This is a genomic window from Coriobacteriia bacterium, from assembly GCA_013334745.1.
GTDB lineage: Bacteria > Actinomycetota > Coriobacteriia > Anaerosomatales > JAAXUF01 > JAAXWY01.
Window position 1 is genome coordinate 1 of record JAAXWY010000029.1, and the last position, 15,870, is coordinate 15,870.

A 15,870-nucleotide genomic window follows, 5' to 3' on the forward strand; every position below is an offset into this window, starting at 1 on the left:
TGCTCTTTCCCGTGCTCGAGGAGCTCGCCCGCGCATGGGCCCGGCGCACGGGGGCTGCGCCCGATGAGGCGGAGCGCCGCATCCGCGAGCTCGCGTGGGCCGAGTTCCGGGCGCGGGCAGCCCGGGGTGACCCCGTGCGGGCCTACAACTGGCAGGCGATCGTCGAGGCGGTCGCCCTGTCGGTGGGAGAGCGCTTCGACGGGTCCCTCGGCGTGATGGTGAGGCCCCCTGAGAAGATCTCACCCGTTTCCACCACCGGCGCGTGGCTCGCGATCAGCACTCTGACGGCCGGCGCCTCGTGAGGTCGCACCCGCGCCAGGCCGACGCGGCCGAGGCGGCCGCGCTCTGGCCGGCGGTGCGGGCGGACCGAGTCTTTGAGTCCGCGGAGCACTTCGCCGCCTATCGCACCGCCGCCCCGTGGCGCGTGCGCGTCGCCGGTCGGGGTGAGGCTGCCGTGCTCGGTGTGTGGCGCGAGCACCTCGACGTTCTCGCGCTGCGCGGCTTGTGGTGCTCGCCGCCACACGTCGCCGCCTTCCTGGCGGACGCTCGCGAGGTGGCGCGCACGCTCGGCCTCGCGCGGGTGCTCTCGCCGCTGCTGCCGGTCGACCTACTCGGGCCCTACCGCCGGGAGGGAATGACGGTCTGCCAGCGTGTCACGGCCATTCAGGGCCGTCTGGGAGCCATCGCGCAGGTGCCCTGCCCGCCCGGTGTGGTCCTGCGGGCGGGCGTGAGCGGGGACGTGGCCGCAATCGAAGCACTCGACGCGAGGTGCTTCGACGACTTCTGGCGCTACGGGAACCGCGAACTCGACGAGCTGCTCTCCACCGAGCGGCTCGTGGTCGCGGAGCAGGGGAATGTCGGCGTCATCGGATATACTTTGGCGACCGCGAGCAGGGGGGCGGCCACGCTGGGAAGGCTCGCCGTGGCACCCGAGGCCCGTCGGCGCGGCGTTGCAGGCGCACTCGTCAACGACGTCGCATGCTGGGCAGACGCCGTGGGCGCTGAAACCCTGACGCTGTGCACGCAGGAGGAGAACGCGGCCTCAAGAGCGTTCTACGCTGCGATGGGCCTGAGCGAAGTACGAGACGTGTATGGGCTCGCAATCGGCGACGTCGGGAGGGACGGCAGATGAACAACCGGGTCACCATCCTCGACATCGTGCTGATCTTCGCCCTGGCGATGCTCTCGGTGATCACGATCTCGAGCCTGGCGGCCGACCACGTCTCGAGCTGGGTGCAGATCGCGGGACTGGGCGGCATCATCGCCGTTGCACTCTCGCTGGTCGTCGCCCGCTTCATGACGCGCCCCGATCACGTCCGGGCACTGCAGTCACACATGATCCTCGAGGTCGCCAACTCGGCGATCTCGTACTTGCGTGAAGGTCTGAACCCCGAAAGCGCTCAGGCGGTCTGCCGCATCGTGCTCGAGAAGACCGAGGCGGCCGCAGTCGCCATCACCGACGCCGACGACATTCTCGGCTTTGCGGGTGTGGGCGAGGACCACCATGAGGCCGGCGGGCCCATCATCACGCGGGCGACCCGCGAGTCTATCGAGAACAACGAGCCGCGCATCCTGGCAACGAAGGAGGAGATCGGCTGTCCACGCAAGGACTGCCGTCTCAACGCCGCTATCGTGGTCCCGCTCGAGATGCGCGGTCACCCTGTGGGCACGCTGAAGTTCTACTACACGACGCCGAGGCTGCTCAACGAGACTCAGATCGCGATGGCCGAGGGCCTCGCGCAGGTGCTGTCCACGCAACTCGAGCTCGCCGAGCTCGAGCATCAGACCGAACTTGCGACCCGTATGGAGCTCAAGGCGCTGCAGGCTCAGATCAATCCGCACTTCCTCTTCAACACGATCAACACGATCGCCGCGCTCATTCGCACGGACCCGATGCGGGCGCGTGAGCTGCTGCGTGAGTTCGCGTCGTTTTACCGCCGCACGCTTGAGCATGGCGACGACCTCATCCCGCTCGAGCTCGAGCTCGAGCAGACGCACCGGTATCTCACCTTCGAGATCGCCCGGTTCGGCGATCGTGTCGTGGTGGAGGAGCGGATCGACCCCGAGGTCCGCACCACGCTCGTGCCTGCGTTCATCGTGCAGCCGCTCGTGGAGAACGCGATCGCCCACGGGATGCGGCCGAGCGCGCCGCTCACCGTCTCTTTGACCTCGTCTACCTGCGCAGACGGCTCGGTGTGCATCTCGGTACGCGATGATGGAGTCGGCATACCGGCAAGCCGGGTGGCACACGTGCTCGAGGCCGGCTCCACCACGGGACTCGGCATTGCGCTGAAGAATGTTGACGATAGACTGAAGGGGCACTTCGGCCCCGGCTCCGGTGTCTCCGTTGAGAGCACCGAAGGTGTTGGGACGACGGTCACGCTCGTACTCGCCGGCGTGTCCGCCTACGGCTGACAGAGGAGCGGGGCATGCTCAAGGCACTTGTAGTCGACGATGAGGCACCGGCCCGATCCGAGCTGCGGTATCTGCTCGGCGAGGGTGGCGGCGTCGAGGTCGTCGGCGAGGCCAGCAACACCATAGAAGCGTTGCAGCTCATCAAGGCCATTCCCTACGACGTCATCTTCCTCGACATCGACATGCCGGGGCTCTCGGGCGTGCAGCTCGCCGAGGTCCTCGCCGGACTCGCGCGTCCACCTGCGATCATCTTCGTCACGGCGCACAGCGAGCATGCGGTCAAGGCGTTCGAGGTCAACGCGACCGACTACCTCGTCAAGCCCGTCGAGCTCGATCGCCTCAAGAGCGCGGTCTCCCGCCTGTCGCCCGCAGCAGAGGCCGCCCCCACGCGCGTCGAGCGCATCCCGGTGGAGAAGGCCGGCAAGAAGCTGCTCGTGAGCGTGGACGACATCCTCTACGTTATGGCCAAAGACGACTACAGCTATCTCTACACGGCCGCCGACCGGTACCTGTCGACGATCTCGCTCGCGCAGCTCGAAGCCAAGCTGGAGACCTCTGGCTTCTTCCGGATCCACCGTCGGTATCTGGTCAACCTCGCACGCGTGAAAGAAGTCGTTCCCATGTACGGCGGTACGCTTCTGCTCACGCTCACCGATGAGGCTGCGACCCAGATTCCGGTCTCGCGACGCCGCGTGCCCGCGCTCAAGAAGGCGCTCGGGCTCTAGCATGGCGGCGTCCGGCGGCTCCACCGACGGGGTCGTCCGCGTCGGTCTCGTCTCCGATACACACGGCGTCCTCGACCCACGCGTCAACACGGTCTTCGCCCGGGAGTGTCCGCTTGCGGCGATCGTGCACGCGGGCGACATCGGGAGCGACCCGGATCTGTACTGGGAGCTTGAGGCGATCGCACCGGTGACAGCGGTGCTCGGCAACTGCGACTGGGACCTGCCGGGCCTTGAGCTGGCCGGCGTCGCCCGCGTGACCGTCGCAGGCGTTCGCGTCCTCGCCATCCACGACTTCACCGACCTCGGCCCGATACCTGATGACGTCGATGTGGTGGTGCGCGGTCACACCCACAGGCCGTCGGTCGCCGAGCACGGCGACGTGCTCGTGGTCAATCCGGGCTCGGCCTCGCAGCGCCGCTCGATGCCGAGTCGCAGCGTCGCGATCCTCGAGCTCGCCGAAGGCGAGCGCCCGAGCGCGCGCATCGTGATGCTCGACGACGTCGCGCCGTCGCGCTAGGCGCGACGGGCGGCGTCCGCAGCCGCCGCCAGCGCGCGCTCGAGCCGGGCGATGGTCGCCGGTTCAGCGTCTGGCAGGTCGATACGGAGTATGCGGCGACCAGCGCCCGCGAGGATCGCCAGGTCGCCGGCGGCTTGCGCGGCGTGCAGGTCGCGCAGCGACCACTCGCGGCCCGGGACGCGCAGGTTGGCGGGGTCGCGCGTGGTCACGAGAACGAACACGGTGTTGTCGGGCCCACCCTTGTGCAGCTGCCCGGTGGAATGCAGGTAGCGCGGCCCGAGTTCCAAGGCCACAGGAACTCCCAGGTCCGAGGTCATGCCTGGTACGGCTCGCGCCAGCAGATCGGGCTGACCCTCATCCTCGGGAAGGTACGCGAGGAGGCACAGGTAGTCGCCACCGCGCAGCTGCGCGAACGCATCGCCGAGCGCGCCGGCGACGGTCACCTCGGTGTTCTCGGCGGGCACGAGCCCCCCGGCGTACGTGATCGCGATACCGTCAGCGGTGACCGTGGTCGGTTTCGGGACATCCAGCTCGCCCGCGAGCACGGCGTTCGTGGCGGCCTTCGCCGCGGCGACGTTGGGCTGCCCGAACGGATTGACCCCGAGCAGGAAGCCCACCAAGGCGACGGCGTACTCCCAGCGCACGAACTCCCCGCCCACGTCGTAGGGATCATCGAGTACCAGCTCGATAACGGGGACGCTCTCGCCCAGCACCGAGGCCTCGCGCGCGAGGGTCTCATCGGAGGCGAACCGCACAACGGCGACCGCGCGGTCCGGTCCATATCCGGCCGCATTGTCGGGCGCCAGCTCCACGATCGGCACCACACCCACGCCTTCCTTGCCGAGAGACTCGGCTACGAGCTGCTCGACCCACAGCCCGAAACTCGATAGCCCCGGTGACGAGATCACGGTCAACTTGTCTCGGCCGGCATCGTGGTTGTCGGCAATGAAGGCCGCAAGCTGTGCGCCTGGGTTGAACGCGACCGGGAGTCCGCACTCAGCCTCCATCGCCTTGGCGCGCGCGGTGAGCTCGGCGGTGTCGAGGCCGAGCAGCGTAGCCGGAACGAGCCCGAACGCCGAGAGTGCGGAGAACCGTCCGCCGATGGTCGGGTCACCGTGAAACACGACGTGAAAGCCTTCAGCGATCGCGAGCGTCTCAAGCGAGGTGCCTGGGTCGGTGATGGCGATGAAGCGCTCGCCTGCATCGGCCTCGCCCAACTCCGCATCCGCATCGGCGCGGAAGATCGAGTAGAGCGACATCGGCTCGACGGTGCCGCCGGACTTGCTGGACACGAGGAACAGGGTCGTCGCCGGATCGAGCTTGTCGAGCGCCGCTGCGACGGTCCGGGGCGCGGTGGTGTCGAGTACGTGCAGGTGACGCGTGGAGTGCTCCGCGAGTGTGTCGCCCAAGACGAGCGTCGCCAGCGAGCTGCCACCCATCCCCAGCACGACGACGTCGGTCAGCGGACCATCGAGTTCGGCGAGCGTGCGCTGATGGTACTCGGGCAGAGGGGTGCAGCACGAGCCGATTCGTGTCCAGCCCATGCTCCCCGCTGCGAGCTCGACGTCGGCTTCAGTGCCGGCGAACAGCGTCGCGTCTGCGCGATGGAGGCGGGCGACGGCATCCGCTGCCGTGAGTCTCGAGAGTGCGTCCATGGAAATCCCCTTCGAATCGCCCGCCTGTGGGTTTCTGATCCCGATGTCATTGTGCCCGACTCGGCCGCCGTGCTGTCGCTCCAAGCCCAGATAGCTGCTAGGCCGACTTCGCCTCCAGCGGCTCAGGTTCCGAGCCCGCGGCCTCCAGCGGCGGTGCGGGCTCGCTCGCTGGGCTCAAGCGCGCCACCAGCAGTCCTCCCGCGACGACCATCGCGCCACCGACCGCAGTCCACGCCGTAAGCGCCTCGCCGAGGAATGCAGCCGCGAACAGAACGGCGGCCACCGGCTCCGCGTAGGTGAGAATCGCAGCGTGATCGGTACGGGTTGCGCGTAGTCCTCCGAGGAAGATGATGCCCGCGAACGCCGTCTGCACCAGCCCGAGCGTAGCAAGCGCCATGTACGAGCCCACGCCGGTGGGGCCTTGGCCGCGAAGGTACAGCGCGACCACGAACGGAAGCAGGATGACACTGGCGACCGTGTACTCGACGACCATGAGCGCCCCGCCGGAGATGCCGCGCAGGATCTTCTTGCTGCGCAGCAGCAGGGTCGCATACGTGAGCGCCGAGCAGAACGCGAGCCCGGCTCCAAGCAGTTCGCGACCGCCGGAGACGCCGATGCCCTGCGGCGCCAGAATGACGAGGATGCCCCCGAGTGAGAATCCGAGCGGCAGAAGGATGCGCACGTCGAAGCGCTCCTTGGTCACGAAGGGTGCGAGCGCAGCGACGAACACAGGACCGGTGTAGCCGAGCAGTTCGGCGGTGGCGACATTGGTCATGTCGAGTGCCGAGAGAAACAGCACCCAGTTCACGCACAGCACGACACCTTGCCCCGCGACCTGCAGCAGCTTGCGCCGCGGCAGGCTCGTGATCTCGGAGAAGCGACCCGTCGACAGCATCCAGATGGCGAGCGCGACGGCCGCGAATGCGACCCGGTAGAACACCTTGATGACGCTTGCGCCGTCGGCGGCGCGCAAGACCAGCGGGATCGTGCCCCAGATGACGCCGGCGATCGCGACGCGAGCCAGGCCGATCCGGTTGGCTCTTCGTGAGGTGTCGGTGGGTGCAGGCATGCGAGGAGTCTAGCGGAAGCTCCGAGCGCCCGCCTCACTCATCGGCGCTGTTTCGACCGCTCCGCGACGCCGCGATCGTGCGCTCCGGGCAACGGGCAGGTGTTGGGGCCGTTTACCAGCTCCGTGCACTCGCGCTCGATCCCGGTGAGAGTTCCGTTGAAGACGAAGTGGTGGAAGGGCAGCACCGCGTACCAGTACAACCGGCCGAGCAGTCCCTTCGCGTGAAATGTCGCGGTCTGTCGCACGAGCGTGCCATCCTCGCCGCCCACGAGCTCGTACTGCAGCCAGCCGTCGCCTGGCATGACCATCTCGGCGTGCAGCCTCAGCAGTGTGGGCGAATCGACCTTCTCCACGCGCCACCACTCGAGCACGTCGCCTTCGATCAGCGCGTACTGATCACGTCGGCCTCGCCTGTGCCCGGGCCCGCCGAGCAGGATGTCGAACCAGCCGCGGATGTCCCACAGCGTGTCGAAGGCGTACCAGCCGTTCTCGCCACCGATGCATGCGATCGGGTCGAACGCTGCCTCCGGGGGGCATGCGACAAGCAGGGTTCGGGAGTCGACGTAGCGCCCCTCGCACTCGAAGTTGGCGGCCGAGCCCGGCGGCAACACGGGCAGCTCTTCGTTCCACCGGATCGCCGCGAAGGCGGTCTCCTCGGCGGTGAACGCCCGGTCGTAGGCCTCGGCGACTCCGATGGGCAGGATGTCGGGGAAGTCGCGCCGAGCCGCATCGTTCGTGACGACGGTTGGGTGCCGTAGCGACTCGGCGAGCTGTCGGCCGACCGTCGCTTGCTTGGGAGTGAACAGGTACAGCCACCATCCGGACAGCCCGGGAGACAGTACCGGCACCGGGATGATCAAGCGCTTCAACCCGCGATGCGCGCCGAACATCTTCAGCAGGTCGGAGTAGGTCACGATATCGGAGCCGCCCACCTCGTAGATGCGGTGGGGTGTGCTGGCATCGTCGGGCAGTGCAACCGCCGCCACGAGGTAGCGGACGACGTCATCTATCGCAATCGGCTGGCAGGGCATCCGCACCCAGCGCGGGGTCGTCATCGCCGGCAGCTTCTCGACGAGGTTGCGGATCATCTCAAACGATGTCGACCCATGCCCGATGACGATCGATGCCCGGAACTCGACCACAGGTATCCCCGTCGAGGCCAGGACGCGCCCGACTTCGTGTCGGCTCGAAAGGTGCTCGGAGAGGTCGCCCGCCTCGCCGCCCAGCCCGCCGAAGAACACGATTCGCCGCACACCAGCGTCGCGTGCAGCCCCGGCGAAGATCGCTGCAGCGTCACGGTCCCGTTGTGCGTAGTCGTTCCCACCCCCGAGTGTGTGCACCAGGTAGAAGGCTGTGCGGATCCCCTCGAGTGAGGAGCGAACCGCTGCCGGGTCGAAGGCATCGGCGGCCACGGCATCCGTGTTCGCCGACACGATTCGCCGCAGCTTGACCGTTGATCGCGCCGAGGCACGCACTCGATAGCCCGCGGCCTCAAGCGGTGCGACGATACTGCGCCCTATGTAGCCGGCCGCGGCCGTGACGAGTACTTCGGCCGCAGGCGTTGTCGGTGCATCAGTCACGAACGCTCGTTTCGTTGTGGGGTCCACTGGTGAATCTACCCGAGTCTTGGGATGCGCAACGAGCCGCCCAGCGGGCGGCTCGCGTACGTCAGATTGGAGCCATGGGCGGTTGCTAGCAGATGCGCGGCAGTTGCTCGCCCACGAGCATGTCCATGATGCGCGTCGAGCCGAAGCTCGTCTTCACGTACACCTTGCCCGCGCCCTCTTCGATGTCGCCGATGATCGCGGCATCCTCGCCGTACGGCGACGCCTTCATCGCGGCAAGCGCGGCTTCGGCCTGCTCGGCGGGAACGATCGCGACCATCTTGCCCTCGTTGGCGACCTGGAAGACGTCGTAGCCAAGCATCTCGGAGGCGCCACGCACCTGCGGCTTGACCGGCACGGCGTCCTCGACAACGGTGATCTGCACACCCGAGGCGGTCGCCATTTCGTTCAGGGTCGACGAGAGGCCGCCACGCGTCGGATCGCGGAAGCAGCGTGTATCCGGTGCGGCAGCAAGCACGTTGCCGATGAGCGCGTTGAGCGGGGCTGCGTCGGTCTCGATGGAGGTCTCGAACGACAGGCCCTCGCGCGTCGAGATGATCGCGATACCGTGGTCGCCCAGGGTGCCCGAGACGAGCACCTTGTCGCCGGGCTTGCAGTAGCTACCCGAGAGGTCGAGGCCTTCCGGTAGTGAGCCCACACCGGCGGTGTTGATGAAGATACCGTCGCCGTGGCCCTTCTCGACGACTTTGGTGTCGCCCGTGACGATATGCACGCCGGCTTCGCGGGCGGCGTCGCGCATCGAGAGTAGCACGCGGCGAAGGTCCTCGACGAGGAAGCCCTCTTCGAGCACGAAGCCGACGCTGATGTAGAGCGGCGTGGCGCCCGAGGTGGCGACGTCGTTGACGGTCCCGCAGATCGCGAGGCGTCCGATGTCTCCGCCCGGGAAGAAGATCGGGTGCACGACGTAGGTGTCGGTCGAGAACGCGAGCCGGCCGGCAGGGAAGTCGAGCGATGCGGCGTCGTCGAGTCGCTTGAGGGCGTCGTCGTCGAAGTCGGGGACGATGCACTCCTCGATCAGTTCGCGCATCATCGTTCCGCCCGAACCGTGGGCGAGGAGAATCCGGTCTGAACGCATGGGCCTTACGCCTTCCCGTAGTCGGTGAAGCGGTAGTAGGCCGCGCAGCTCCCCTCGGAGGAGACCATGCACGGACCGATGGGATGCTCGGGCGTGCAGCCCTTCGCGAAGAGCTTGCACTCGTAGGGCACGATGATGCCACGCAGCACCTCGCCGCACTGACAGCCCTTGATGGCCTTGGGCTCGGGCGGGGTGACGGGAAGCTTGACCACTGCGTTGTACGTGTCGTACTCGGCGCGCAGGCCCAAGCCGGTACCCGGAATGACGCCAATGCCGCGCCAGTCGGCGTCGATGGGCTCGAAGTACTTCTCGACGAGCGCCCACGCGGTGGGGTTGCCCTGCGCCGCGACACCGCGGTGGTAGCCGATCTCGACTTCCGCGCGGCCCTCCTCGAGCTGCTTGAGGAGCATGTAGACGCCTTGGAGCACGTCGACGGGCTCGAAGCCTGTGATGACGCCGGGGATGTGGAACTCCTCGGCGATGAACTCGTAGGGCTTGGACCCAATGATCGTCGAGACGTGACCCGGAAGGATGAACGCGTCGATCTTGACCTCGGGGTCGTTTGCGAGTGCGGCCAGCGCGAGCGGGACCGTCTTGTGCGCCGAGAAGACGCTGAAGTTGGTCAGGCCCTGTTCCTCGGCGCGGAGGATCGACGCAGCGATGAGTGGGATCGTCGTTTCGAAGCCCACGGCGACGAAGACGACCTGCTTATCCGGCTCCTTGGCGGCAAGCGCAAGCGCGTCAAGGGGGGAGTAGACGATGCGAACGTCGTGCCCGTCGGCCTTCTCGCGAGCAAGCGACGAGTAGCTGCCCGGGACCTTCATCATGTCGCCGAAGGTGGTGACGATCGTGTCGGGGCGCTTGGCGAGTTCAATCGCGATGTCGATGTCCTCGTTGGCGGTGACACAGACCGGGCAGCCAGGTCCCGAGAGCAACGTGACGTTGTCGGGCATGACCGCCCTGAGGCCGTTCTTGGCGATCGCCACGGTGTGCGTGCCGCACACCTCCATGATCTTGACCTCGCGGCCGATCTCGGCAGCGTTTGCGGCTATGGCCTCAATGAGGCCCCGCGCGATCTCGGGGTCTCGGAAGGAGGAGAGGTCCACGAGCGCCTAGCCCTCGCCAGCGAGGTACATGGCTTCCTCGTCCTGGAAGAACGGGATCTGCTTGAGCAGCTCGAGGGTGTCGTTGGCGACTTCCTCGTCGATGACCTGAAGTGCGAACCCAGCGTGGACGAGGATGAAGTCACCCACGACGGCCTCGGGCACAAGATCGAGAGAGACCTTGCGGGTCACTCCCATGATGTCGACGGTCGACATCCGGTACTCATCGATTGCGGTGATACGTGCGGGGATGGCGAGACACATATGCCTTGACCCTCCTGTTGCCGAACGTGTAGGCAGAGCCTACGACATCAAATCCCGTGCCGTCTGGCCCAGGCGATGACCGCCTGGCCAAACGAGACCGCCCCATCGTTCACAGGCAGTCGTACGTGATTGAGCGGCACTAACCCGGCTGCGCGCAGTTCGCGTACCGCTCCTCCAAGAACAATGCGGTTCATGAAGACTCCGCCGGCGAGCGCCACGTGCTTTGTACCAGCGCTCTCAGCTGCCGCTTGTCCCACGCGGACTATACACGCCACAACTGCGCGATGGAACCGCATGGAGAGTACCCCGACCGGTATTCCACCTGCGATGTCATCCAGCAGGGCCTCGACAACGGGGGTCGGATCGAGGGTGAGCGGTGCGCGCGAATCGGCAAGCGGCGATGTATCAGATGTTACAAAGCCGAACTCATAGGACCCCTCCGCGGACGGGTCCGCAGCTGCTTCGAGGAGAATCGCAGCCTCGCCTTCGTAGCGCGCGTCATCGGCCACGCCGATGAGTGCCGCCACCGTGTCGAAGAGCCGCCCCATCGAGCTCGTCAATGGGCAGTTCACACGTCGCTCGATCATCTGGGAGAGCAGCCGCTCCTCACCCTCCGCCAGCCTGGCCTTGAGCGGAGCCGCTCCAGGGTGATCGAGTAGCCCAAGCGCCGTCAGCGTCCCGATCGCCATGCGCGCCGGACGCTTGATGGCGCCTGAGCCGCCGGGCATCGGCACGTAGGCGAGGTGCGCGAACCGCTCGTAGTCCGCCCAGTCCGCCAGGAGCACCTCGCCGCCCCAGATCCGGCCGTCTTCGCCGTAGCCGGTGCCGTCGAAGGCGATTCCGACGACCCTCTCGGAGACGGCGTTCTCGGCGGTGACCGAGACGATGTGCGCGTGGTGGTGCTGAACGCCGACCTTTGGCAGGTCGAGATCGAGCGCCCACTTGGTCGAAAGGTACTCCGGGTGCAGGTCGTGAGCGACGACGTCGGGAGTGATGCGGAAGAGGCGCTCGTAGAGACGCTCGGTCGCCTCGAACGACGCGAGGGTCTCGGCGTTCTCGAGGTCGCCGACGTGTTGACTCACGAACGCGTAGCCACCCTTGATGAGCGTGAAGGTGCTCTTCTGCTCGGGGCCGGCAGCGAGGATGTCGGTATCGGATGTGAACGGCAGTGGCAGCGGGAACGGTGCGTAGCCGCGACTCCGGCGAACCGGCTCGACGAGTCCGTTGACCACCCGGACCACCGAGTCGTCGTAGCGCGACAGTATCGCTCGGTCGTGGAGCAGGAACGCGTCCGCGATGCTGCCGAGACGCTCCAGCGCTTCAGCGTTGTCGGTGGCGATGGGTTCGTCGGAGAGGTTGCCGCTCGTCATCACGAGGGGTCGGCCGCCGACCGCGTTGAGCAGCAGGTGGTGCAGCGGCGTGTACGGGAGCATGACGCCGACCTCGACCAGCCCGTCAGCGACGCCTTCGGCCAGCCTTGCGGCGACGCCTTCGGCCACCCCCGCGGTGACGCCTTCGGCCTGCGGCAGCGGCGCCGCAGAGGTGCCGTGCTCAGACAGTCCTCGGAGGGGGCCCTCGGCGCTCGAAACGCCCTCGGCGTACTCGAGCACCTTCCCCTCCTGCGGAACTGCGCCGGCCACCCCCGCGACGCCGCTGCCGCCGGCCGAAGCCAAGGCCGCCTGCCGCCTCAAGAGCACGATCGGGCGCACGACGCCGGCGAGCAGGTCGGCTTCAGTGGCGTCGACCTCGCAGTGCGCTCGCGCGGCTTGAACGCTGGGCACCATGATCGCAAGCGGCTTACCCCAGCGCCGCTTGCGTTCGCGCAGGCGAGCGACGGCGGCAGGGTTGGTGGCGTCGCACGCCAGATGGAAGCCGCCGAGCCCCTTGATGGCGAGCACGCGGCCATCGAGTAGCAGCGATGCGGCGCGCGCGATGATCTCGTCGCTGCGTGCGGCCTCGACGTCGCGGTTGCGGTGCGGTCGGGGGCTCGTCTCGCGCTCGGGCGTCCAGCACCAGTCGAACGGCGCGCTGGGGTCGTTGAGATACAGCCTCGGACCGCAGATGAAGCACGCGTCTGGCTGTGCGTGGAAGCGGCGGTCGCGAGGGTCGCCGTACTCATCGGCGCACTGGGGGCACATGGGGAAGTCGCGCATCGAGGTCATCGGCCGGTCGTAGGGCACGTCGTCGATGATGGTGAAGCGTGGCCCGCAGTTGGTGCAGTTGATGAACGGGTAGCGGTAGCGTCGGTCGGCCGGGTTGAAGAGCTCTGCGGTGCATTCGGGGCAGGTCGCGATGTCGGGTGAGACGAGCGTCATCGCGCCGTCTTCGACGCGGGAGGCCCGGATGGTGAAGTCTGCGAACCCCTCCGCCTCGACTTCCTCGGCCACGATGGCTTCGATGACCGCCATCTTCGGGGCGAGGTCGCGGATCGCCTGGGGGAAGCCGTCGACTGTAAAGGCATCGCCCTCGATCATGCAGTAGACGCCGTCGCTCGCGTTGAGCACCCAGCCGAGAAGGCCGCGCTCGAGGGCGAGGTTGTAGACGAAGGGTCGGAACCCGACACCTTGGACGATGCCGGTGATGTGGAGAGTGAGCGCCTTCACGGGCGCTTCGCGTCGGCCTGCCGGCGGTGCTTCTCGCCAGCGACGAAGCGGTTGTTGATGTGGACGAACAGCGCGTAGGCCTGGTCCAGCAGCCGAAGCGCATCCTCGGCGGTCGCGTGCGACAGCGACTCTTTCTGCCCGTCAAACGCCGCGTCGTGGATGAAGGCGTTGCGCTCGGCGCGAAGGGTGCGCCAGTGCTTCGGGAAGTCAGGCGCACCGGCTTTGGCCGCGGCGACCTCGAACTGCTCTCCCACGAGGGTGGGGAAGAGGCGACCGAGGCGCTGGCCGACCGATCGCTGGGTGTCGAGAACGCCAGCCCGCAGCTTCACGCTCGCACCCTCGGCGGCCATGATCCTCGCGAGCATATCCTCCAGCAGCGTCTCGAGGAAGGTGGCGACGAGGATGACCACGATCTCGTGCTCGCCCTCGGTGTGATAGCGGCGGATGCGGGCATCGACCCGGCGGATGCGGTCCGAGGGGAACACACGTCGTCCTCCGGCAGACGCGCCACACTGGGGGCAGCGACGCACGCCCTCGGTGAACGCGGCATCCGCTGAGATGTAGCCGCACTCCGGGCACTCGATGAAGTGGGGAGGCTCGTCGCTGTGGACGTGGCCCTGACCCTGTGGTTTAGCCGAGGTCATTGGCCGATTGTAGCAGCGCCGGACCCCGCGCTACGCCCCGGTGCCGCACACGGGGCAGCCCTGGAGTGCGAGCGGGCGCTCGAGATGGCAGGCGTCGAGCAGCGTGGCATCTTCGAAGATCTCGCGAGTCGGGCCGTCGGCGGCCACGGTTCCTCGGCTGATGACGATAGTGCGCTCGCACAGATCGAGGGCGAGGTCGAGGTCGTGAGTCGCGATGATTTTGGTGTGCTCGAATGTGGCGAGCAGCTCGATGAGGCGCCTCCGCGCGCGCGGGTCGAGGTTCGACGACGGCTCGTCGAGCACGAGTGCGTTGGGGCACATCGCCAGCACCGTCGCGATCGCCACCGAGCGTTTCTCTCCTCCCGACAGGCGATACGGCGGACGGTCTGCGAGCTTGGTGGCGCCCACGCGCTCAAGCGCGTCGAGCGCACGCGCCGACACGTCAGCGGCGGGCAGTCCCAGATTCATCGGGCCGAACGAGACGTCCTCCATGACCGTAGGCATGAACAGCTGGTCGTCGGGGTTCTGGAAGACGAAGCCGACGGACTTGCGTACGTCGGACAAGGTCTCCTTGTTGACCGGGACGTCGCCGATCCGCACGGTGCCGCGCGTGGGCGAGAGAACGCCGTTGAGGTGCATGAGCAGCGTCGACTTGCCCGCGCCGTTCGCGCCCACGATAGCCACCGATTCGCCATGCCCAATCTCGAAGCTGACGCTTTCGAGCGCTGTGGTGCCGTCGGGATACACGAATCCGAGTTCGCTGACGCTGATGCTGTGGTGGCTCATGAGAGGATTCCCGTCACGACCTGTCCCACGAGTAGCGGGACGTTGTACAGGCGAAACACGATGAACACCGCCGACCAGCCGAGAAGAAACGCCCAGTCACGTGCCGCGAAGGCCAGTGGATGCACGGTGCGAACGTGACCATCGAAGCCGCGGCATAGCATCGCGTTGTAGATCCGCTGCGCGCGGGCGTACGTGCGAAGCAGCAGTTGGCCCAGAATCTGGCCGTAGACCGCAAGCCCCATCCCGCGACCCGCGAACGAGCGCAGTGAGCGCGCCCGCGACATCGTGAGCACCTCCTCTGCGAGCACGAAGATGTAGCGGTAGAGGAAGAGAAGTTGCGTGGCGAAGATGTCAGGTGCGCCCAGTCGCTCGATGGCCATGCACACGCGATTCATGCCTGTGACGCAGATGAGCACGAGGGCCGCGGCGGTCGTGAGCATGAACCGGACGATGATGGACGCGTAGGACACCCAGCCGGCGACGATGTCGATGCCGGCGATCTGCCCGATGACGGCCCGGTCGAGCAGGGGGTTGAACAGGCCTACGAACACCGCGAACGGCGCAGCGATGAGCAGCCGCGAGCCGACGTAGCGCAGCGGAACCTCACCCTCGCTCGCGAGCGCGATCGGGAAGACGGCGAAGGGGAGCAGCGACAGCACCTCGTACTTGCCGAATGAGACGACGCACACCAGGAACACCAGCGTAGCGAGCACCTTTGCGCGCGGATCCACCCGGTGGACTGCCGTGTCGCGGGAGGCGAAGTGGTCGATCTGACCCAGCTGGTAGATGCCTGATTCGATGCGGGACACGACGGCCTGCTATACCAGGTCGTCGCCGGTCGTGGTGGCCACGAACTTGCCGTGCTTGACGCCCTTCGTGCCGATCAGGCCGTCCGCGAGCCTCTGGATCTCGCTCGCCTTGCCACGCAACACGACGACCTCGAGGCAGTTGTGCGCGTCGAGGTGGATGTGGAGGGTTGAGACGATCGCCTCGTGATGCGAGTGCTGGTGCTCGGTGAGCTTATCGCCGAGATCGCTGAAGTGGTGGTCGTAGACGAGCGTCACGGTGCCGACCGCTTCGGCTTCGCCCACGCTCCATTGGTCTTCGACGAGCGCGTTGCGAATCAGGTCGCGGATCGCCTCCGAGCGGTTGACGTAGCCCTTCTCGGAGGAGAGGGCGTCGAAGCGGTTGAGCAAGCGCTCGTCGATCGAGATGCCGAACCGGACGACATCGGACACGTGAACCAACTCCCTGAATGTGGGCTTCGTCGTGCGTGTTACTCGATGGGCACCGAATTCGCACGAATTGAACGGTACGTTTCGTGCGCCACCGCAGTACCATGCTGTTGAGGAATCGTAGCACGCATTCGAGAATCATGTTACGCACAAC

Annotated in this window: 16 protein-coding genes; 5 read left to right on the plus strand and 11 right to left on the minus strand. The window is 67.0% G+C overall.

All coding sequences use genetic code 11. The annotated features are described in order from the left end of the window. The 5 genes from HGB10_08130 to HGB10_08150 all read left to right on the plus strand — a co-directional run. Positions 1-302 (plus strand): hypothetical protein (locus HGB10_08130; protein ID NTU71769.1); only part of this gene is annotated, 302 nt, incomplete at its 5' end. Continuing rightward, positions 299-1,132: a GNAT family N-acetyltransferase gene (locus HGB10_08135; protein ID NTU71770.1), complete on the plus strand. Its 834-nt coding sequence runs from the start codon at positions 299-301 to the stop codon at positions 1,130-1,132. The genes HGB10_08130 and HGB10_08135, both read left to right, overlap by 4 nt. Beyond that, complete coding sequence (locus HGB10_08140) at positions 1,129-2,415, plus strand: histidine kinase (protein NTU71771.1); 1,287 nt, start codon at positions 1,129-1,131, stop codon at positions 2,413-2,415. Before HGB10_08135 ends, HGB10_08140 begins: the two co-directional genes overlap by 4 nt. Before the next feature lie 14 nt (positions 2,416-2,429). Next, on the plus strand, positions 2,430-3,140 hold the full coding sequence (locus HGB10_08145; GenBank protein ID NTU71772.1) for a response regulator transcription factor: 711 nt from the start codon (positions 2,430-2,432) through the stop codon (positions 3,138-3,140). A 1-nt stretch (position 3,141) separates the two neighbouring features. Further along, the gene (locus tag HGB10_08150; protein NTU71773.1) at positions 3,142-3,657 is read left to right on the plus strand and encodes a metallophosphoesterase family protein; all 516 of its coding nucleotides are present in this window, start codon (positions 3,142-3,144) and stop codon (positions 3,655-3,657) included. Here the strand turns inward: HGB10_08150 and HGB10_08155 are convergent. The 11 genes from HGB10_08155 to nikR form a co-directional block, all read right to left on the minus strand. Beyond that, the gene (locus tag HGB10_08155; protein ID NTU71774.1) at positions 3,654-5,312 is read right to left on the minus strand and encodes a hypothetical protein; all 1,659 of its coding nucleotides are present in this window, start codon (positions 5,310-5,312) and stop codon (positions 3,654-3,656) included. The two genes, HGB10_08150 and HGB10_08155, sit on opposite strands and share 4 nt — an antisense overlap. A 97-nt stretch (positions 5,313-5,409) precedes the next feature. Then, positions 5,410-6,381, minus strand: a complete 972-nt coding sequence (locus tag HGB10_08160) for a DMT family transporter (GenBank protein ID NTU71775.1) — start codon at positions 6,379-6,381, stop codon at positions 5,410-5,412. Positions 6,382-6,419: 38 nt separating this feature from the next. Then, positions 6,420-7,961, minus strand: coding sequence for an SDR family oxidoreductase (locus tag HGB10_08165; protein ID NTU71776.1), 1,542 nt, complete (start codon positions 7,959-7,961; stop codon positions 6,420-6,422). A gap of 112 nt (positions 7,962-8,073) precedes the next feature. Continuing rightward, positions 8,074-9,081, minus strand: coding sequence for a hydrogenase expression/formation protein HypE (gene hypE / locus HGB10_08170; GenBank protein NTU71777.1), 1,008 nt, complete (start codon positions 9,079-9,081; stop codon positions 8,074-8,076). Between the two features lie 5 nt (positions 9,082-9,086). Continuing rightward, positions 9,087-10,187, minus strand: a complete 1,101-nt coding sequence (gene hypD / locus HGB10_08175) for a hydrogenase formation protein HypD (GenBank protein NTU71778.1) — start codon at positions 10,185-10,187, stop codon at positions 9,087-9,089. Positions 10,188-10,193: 6 nt separating this feature from the next. Next, positions 10,194-10,448: a HypC/HybG/HupF family hydrogenase formation chaperone gene (locus HGB10_08180; protein ID NTU71779.1), complete on the minus strand. Its 255-nt coding sequence runs from the start codon at positions 10,446-10,448 to the stop codon at positions 10,194-10,196. 47 nt (positions 10,449-10,495) lie between these two features. After that, the gene (locus tag HGB10_08185; GenBank protein ID NTU71780.1) at positions 10,496-13,051 is read right to left on the minus strand and encodes a carbamoyltransferase HypF; all 2,556 of its coding nucleotides are present in this window, start codon (positions 13,049-13,051) and stop codon (positions 10,496-10,498) included. Continuing rightward, on the minus strand, positions 13,048-13,695 hold the full coding sequence (locus tag HGB10_08190) for a hypothetical protein (protein NTU71781.1): 648 nt from the start codon (positions 13,693-13,695) through the stop codon (positions 13,048-13,050). Before HGB10_08190 ends, HGB10_08185 begins: the two co-directional genes overlap by 4 nt. A 30-nt stretch (positions 13,696-13,725) precedes the next feature. Then, a complete protein-coding gene (locus HGB10_08195; GenBank protein NTU71782.1) occupies positions 13,726-14,481 on the minus strand; it encodes an ABC transporter ATP-binding protein in 756 nt (251 codons plus the stop codon). After that, entirely contained in the window at positions 14,478-15,290 is an 813-nt protein-coding gene (gene cbiQ, locus HGB10_08200; protein ID NTU71783.1) for a cobalt ECF transporter T component CbiQ, read from the minus strand. Before cbiQ ends, HGB10_08195 begins: the two co-directional genes overlap by 4 nt. A 9-nt stretch (positions 15,291-15,299) precedes the next feature. Beyond that, positions 15,300-15,719 carry a nickel-responsive transcriptional regulator NikR gene (gene nikR, locus HGB10_08205; GenBank protein NTU71784.1) on the minus strand — a complete coding sequence of 140 codons (420 nt, stop codon included), beginning with the start codon at positions 15,717-15,719 and terminating at the stop codon, positions 15,300-15,302. Positions 15,720-15,870 lie beyond the last annotated feature (151 nt).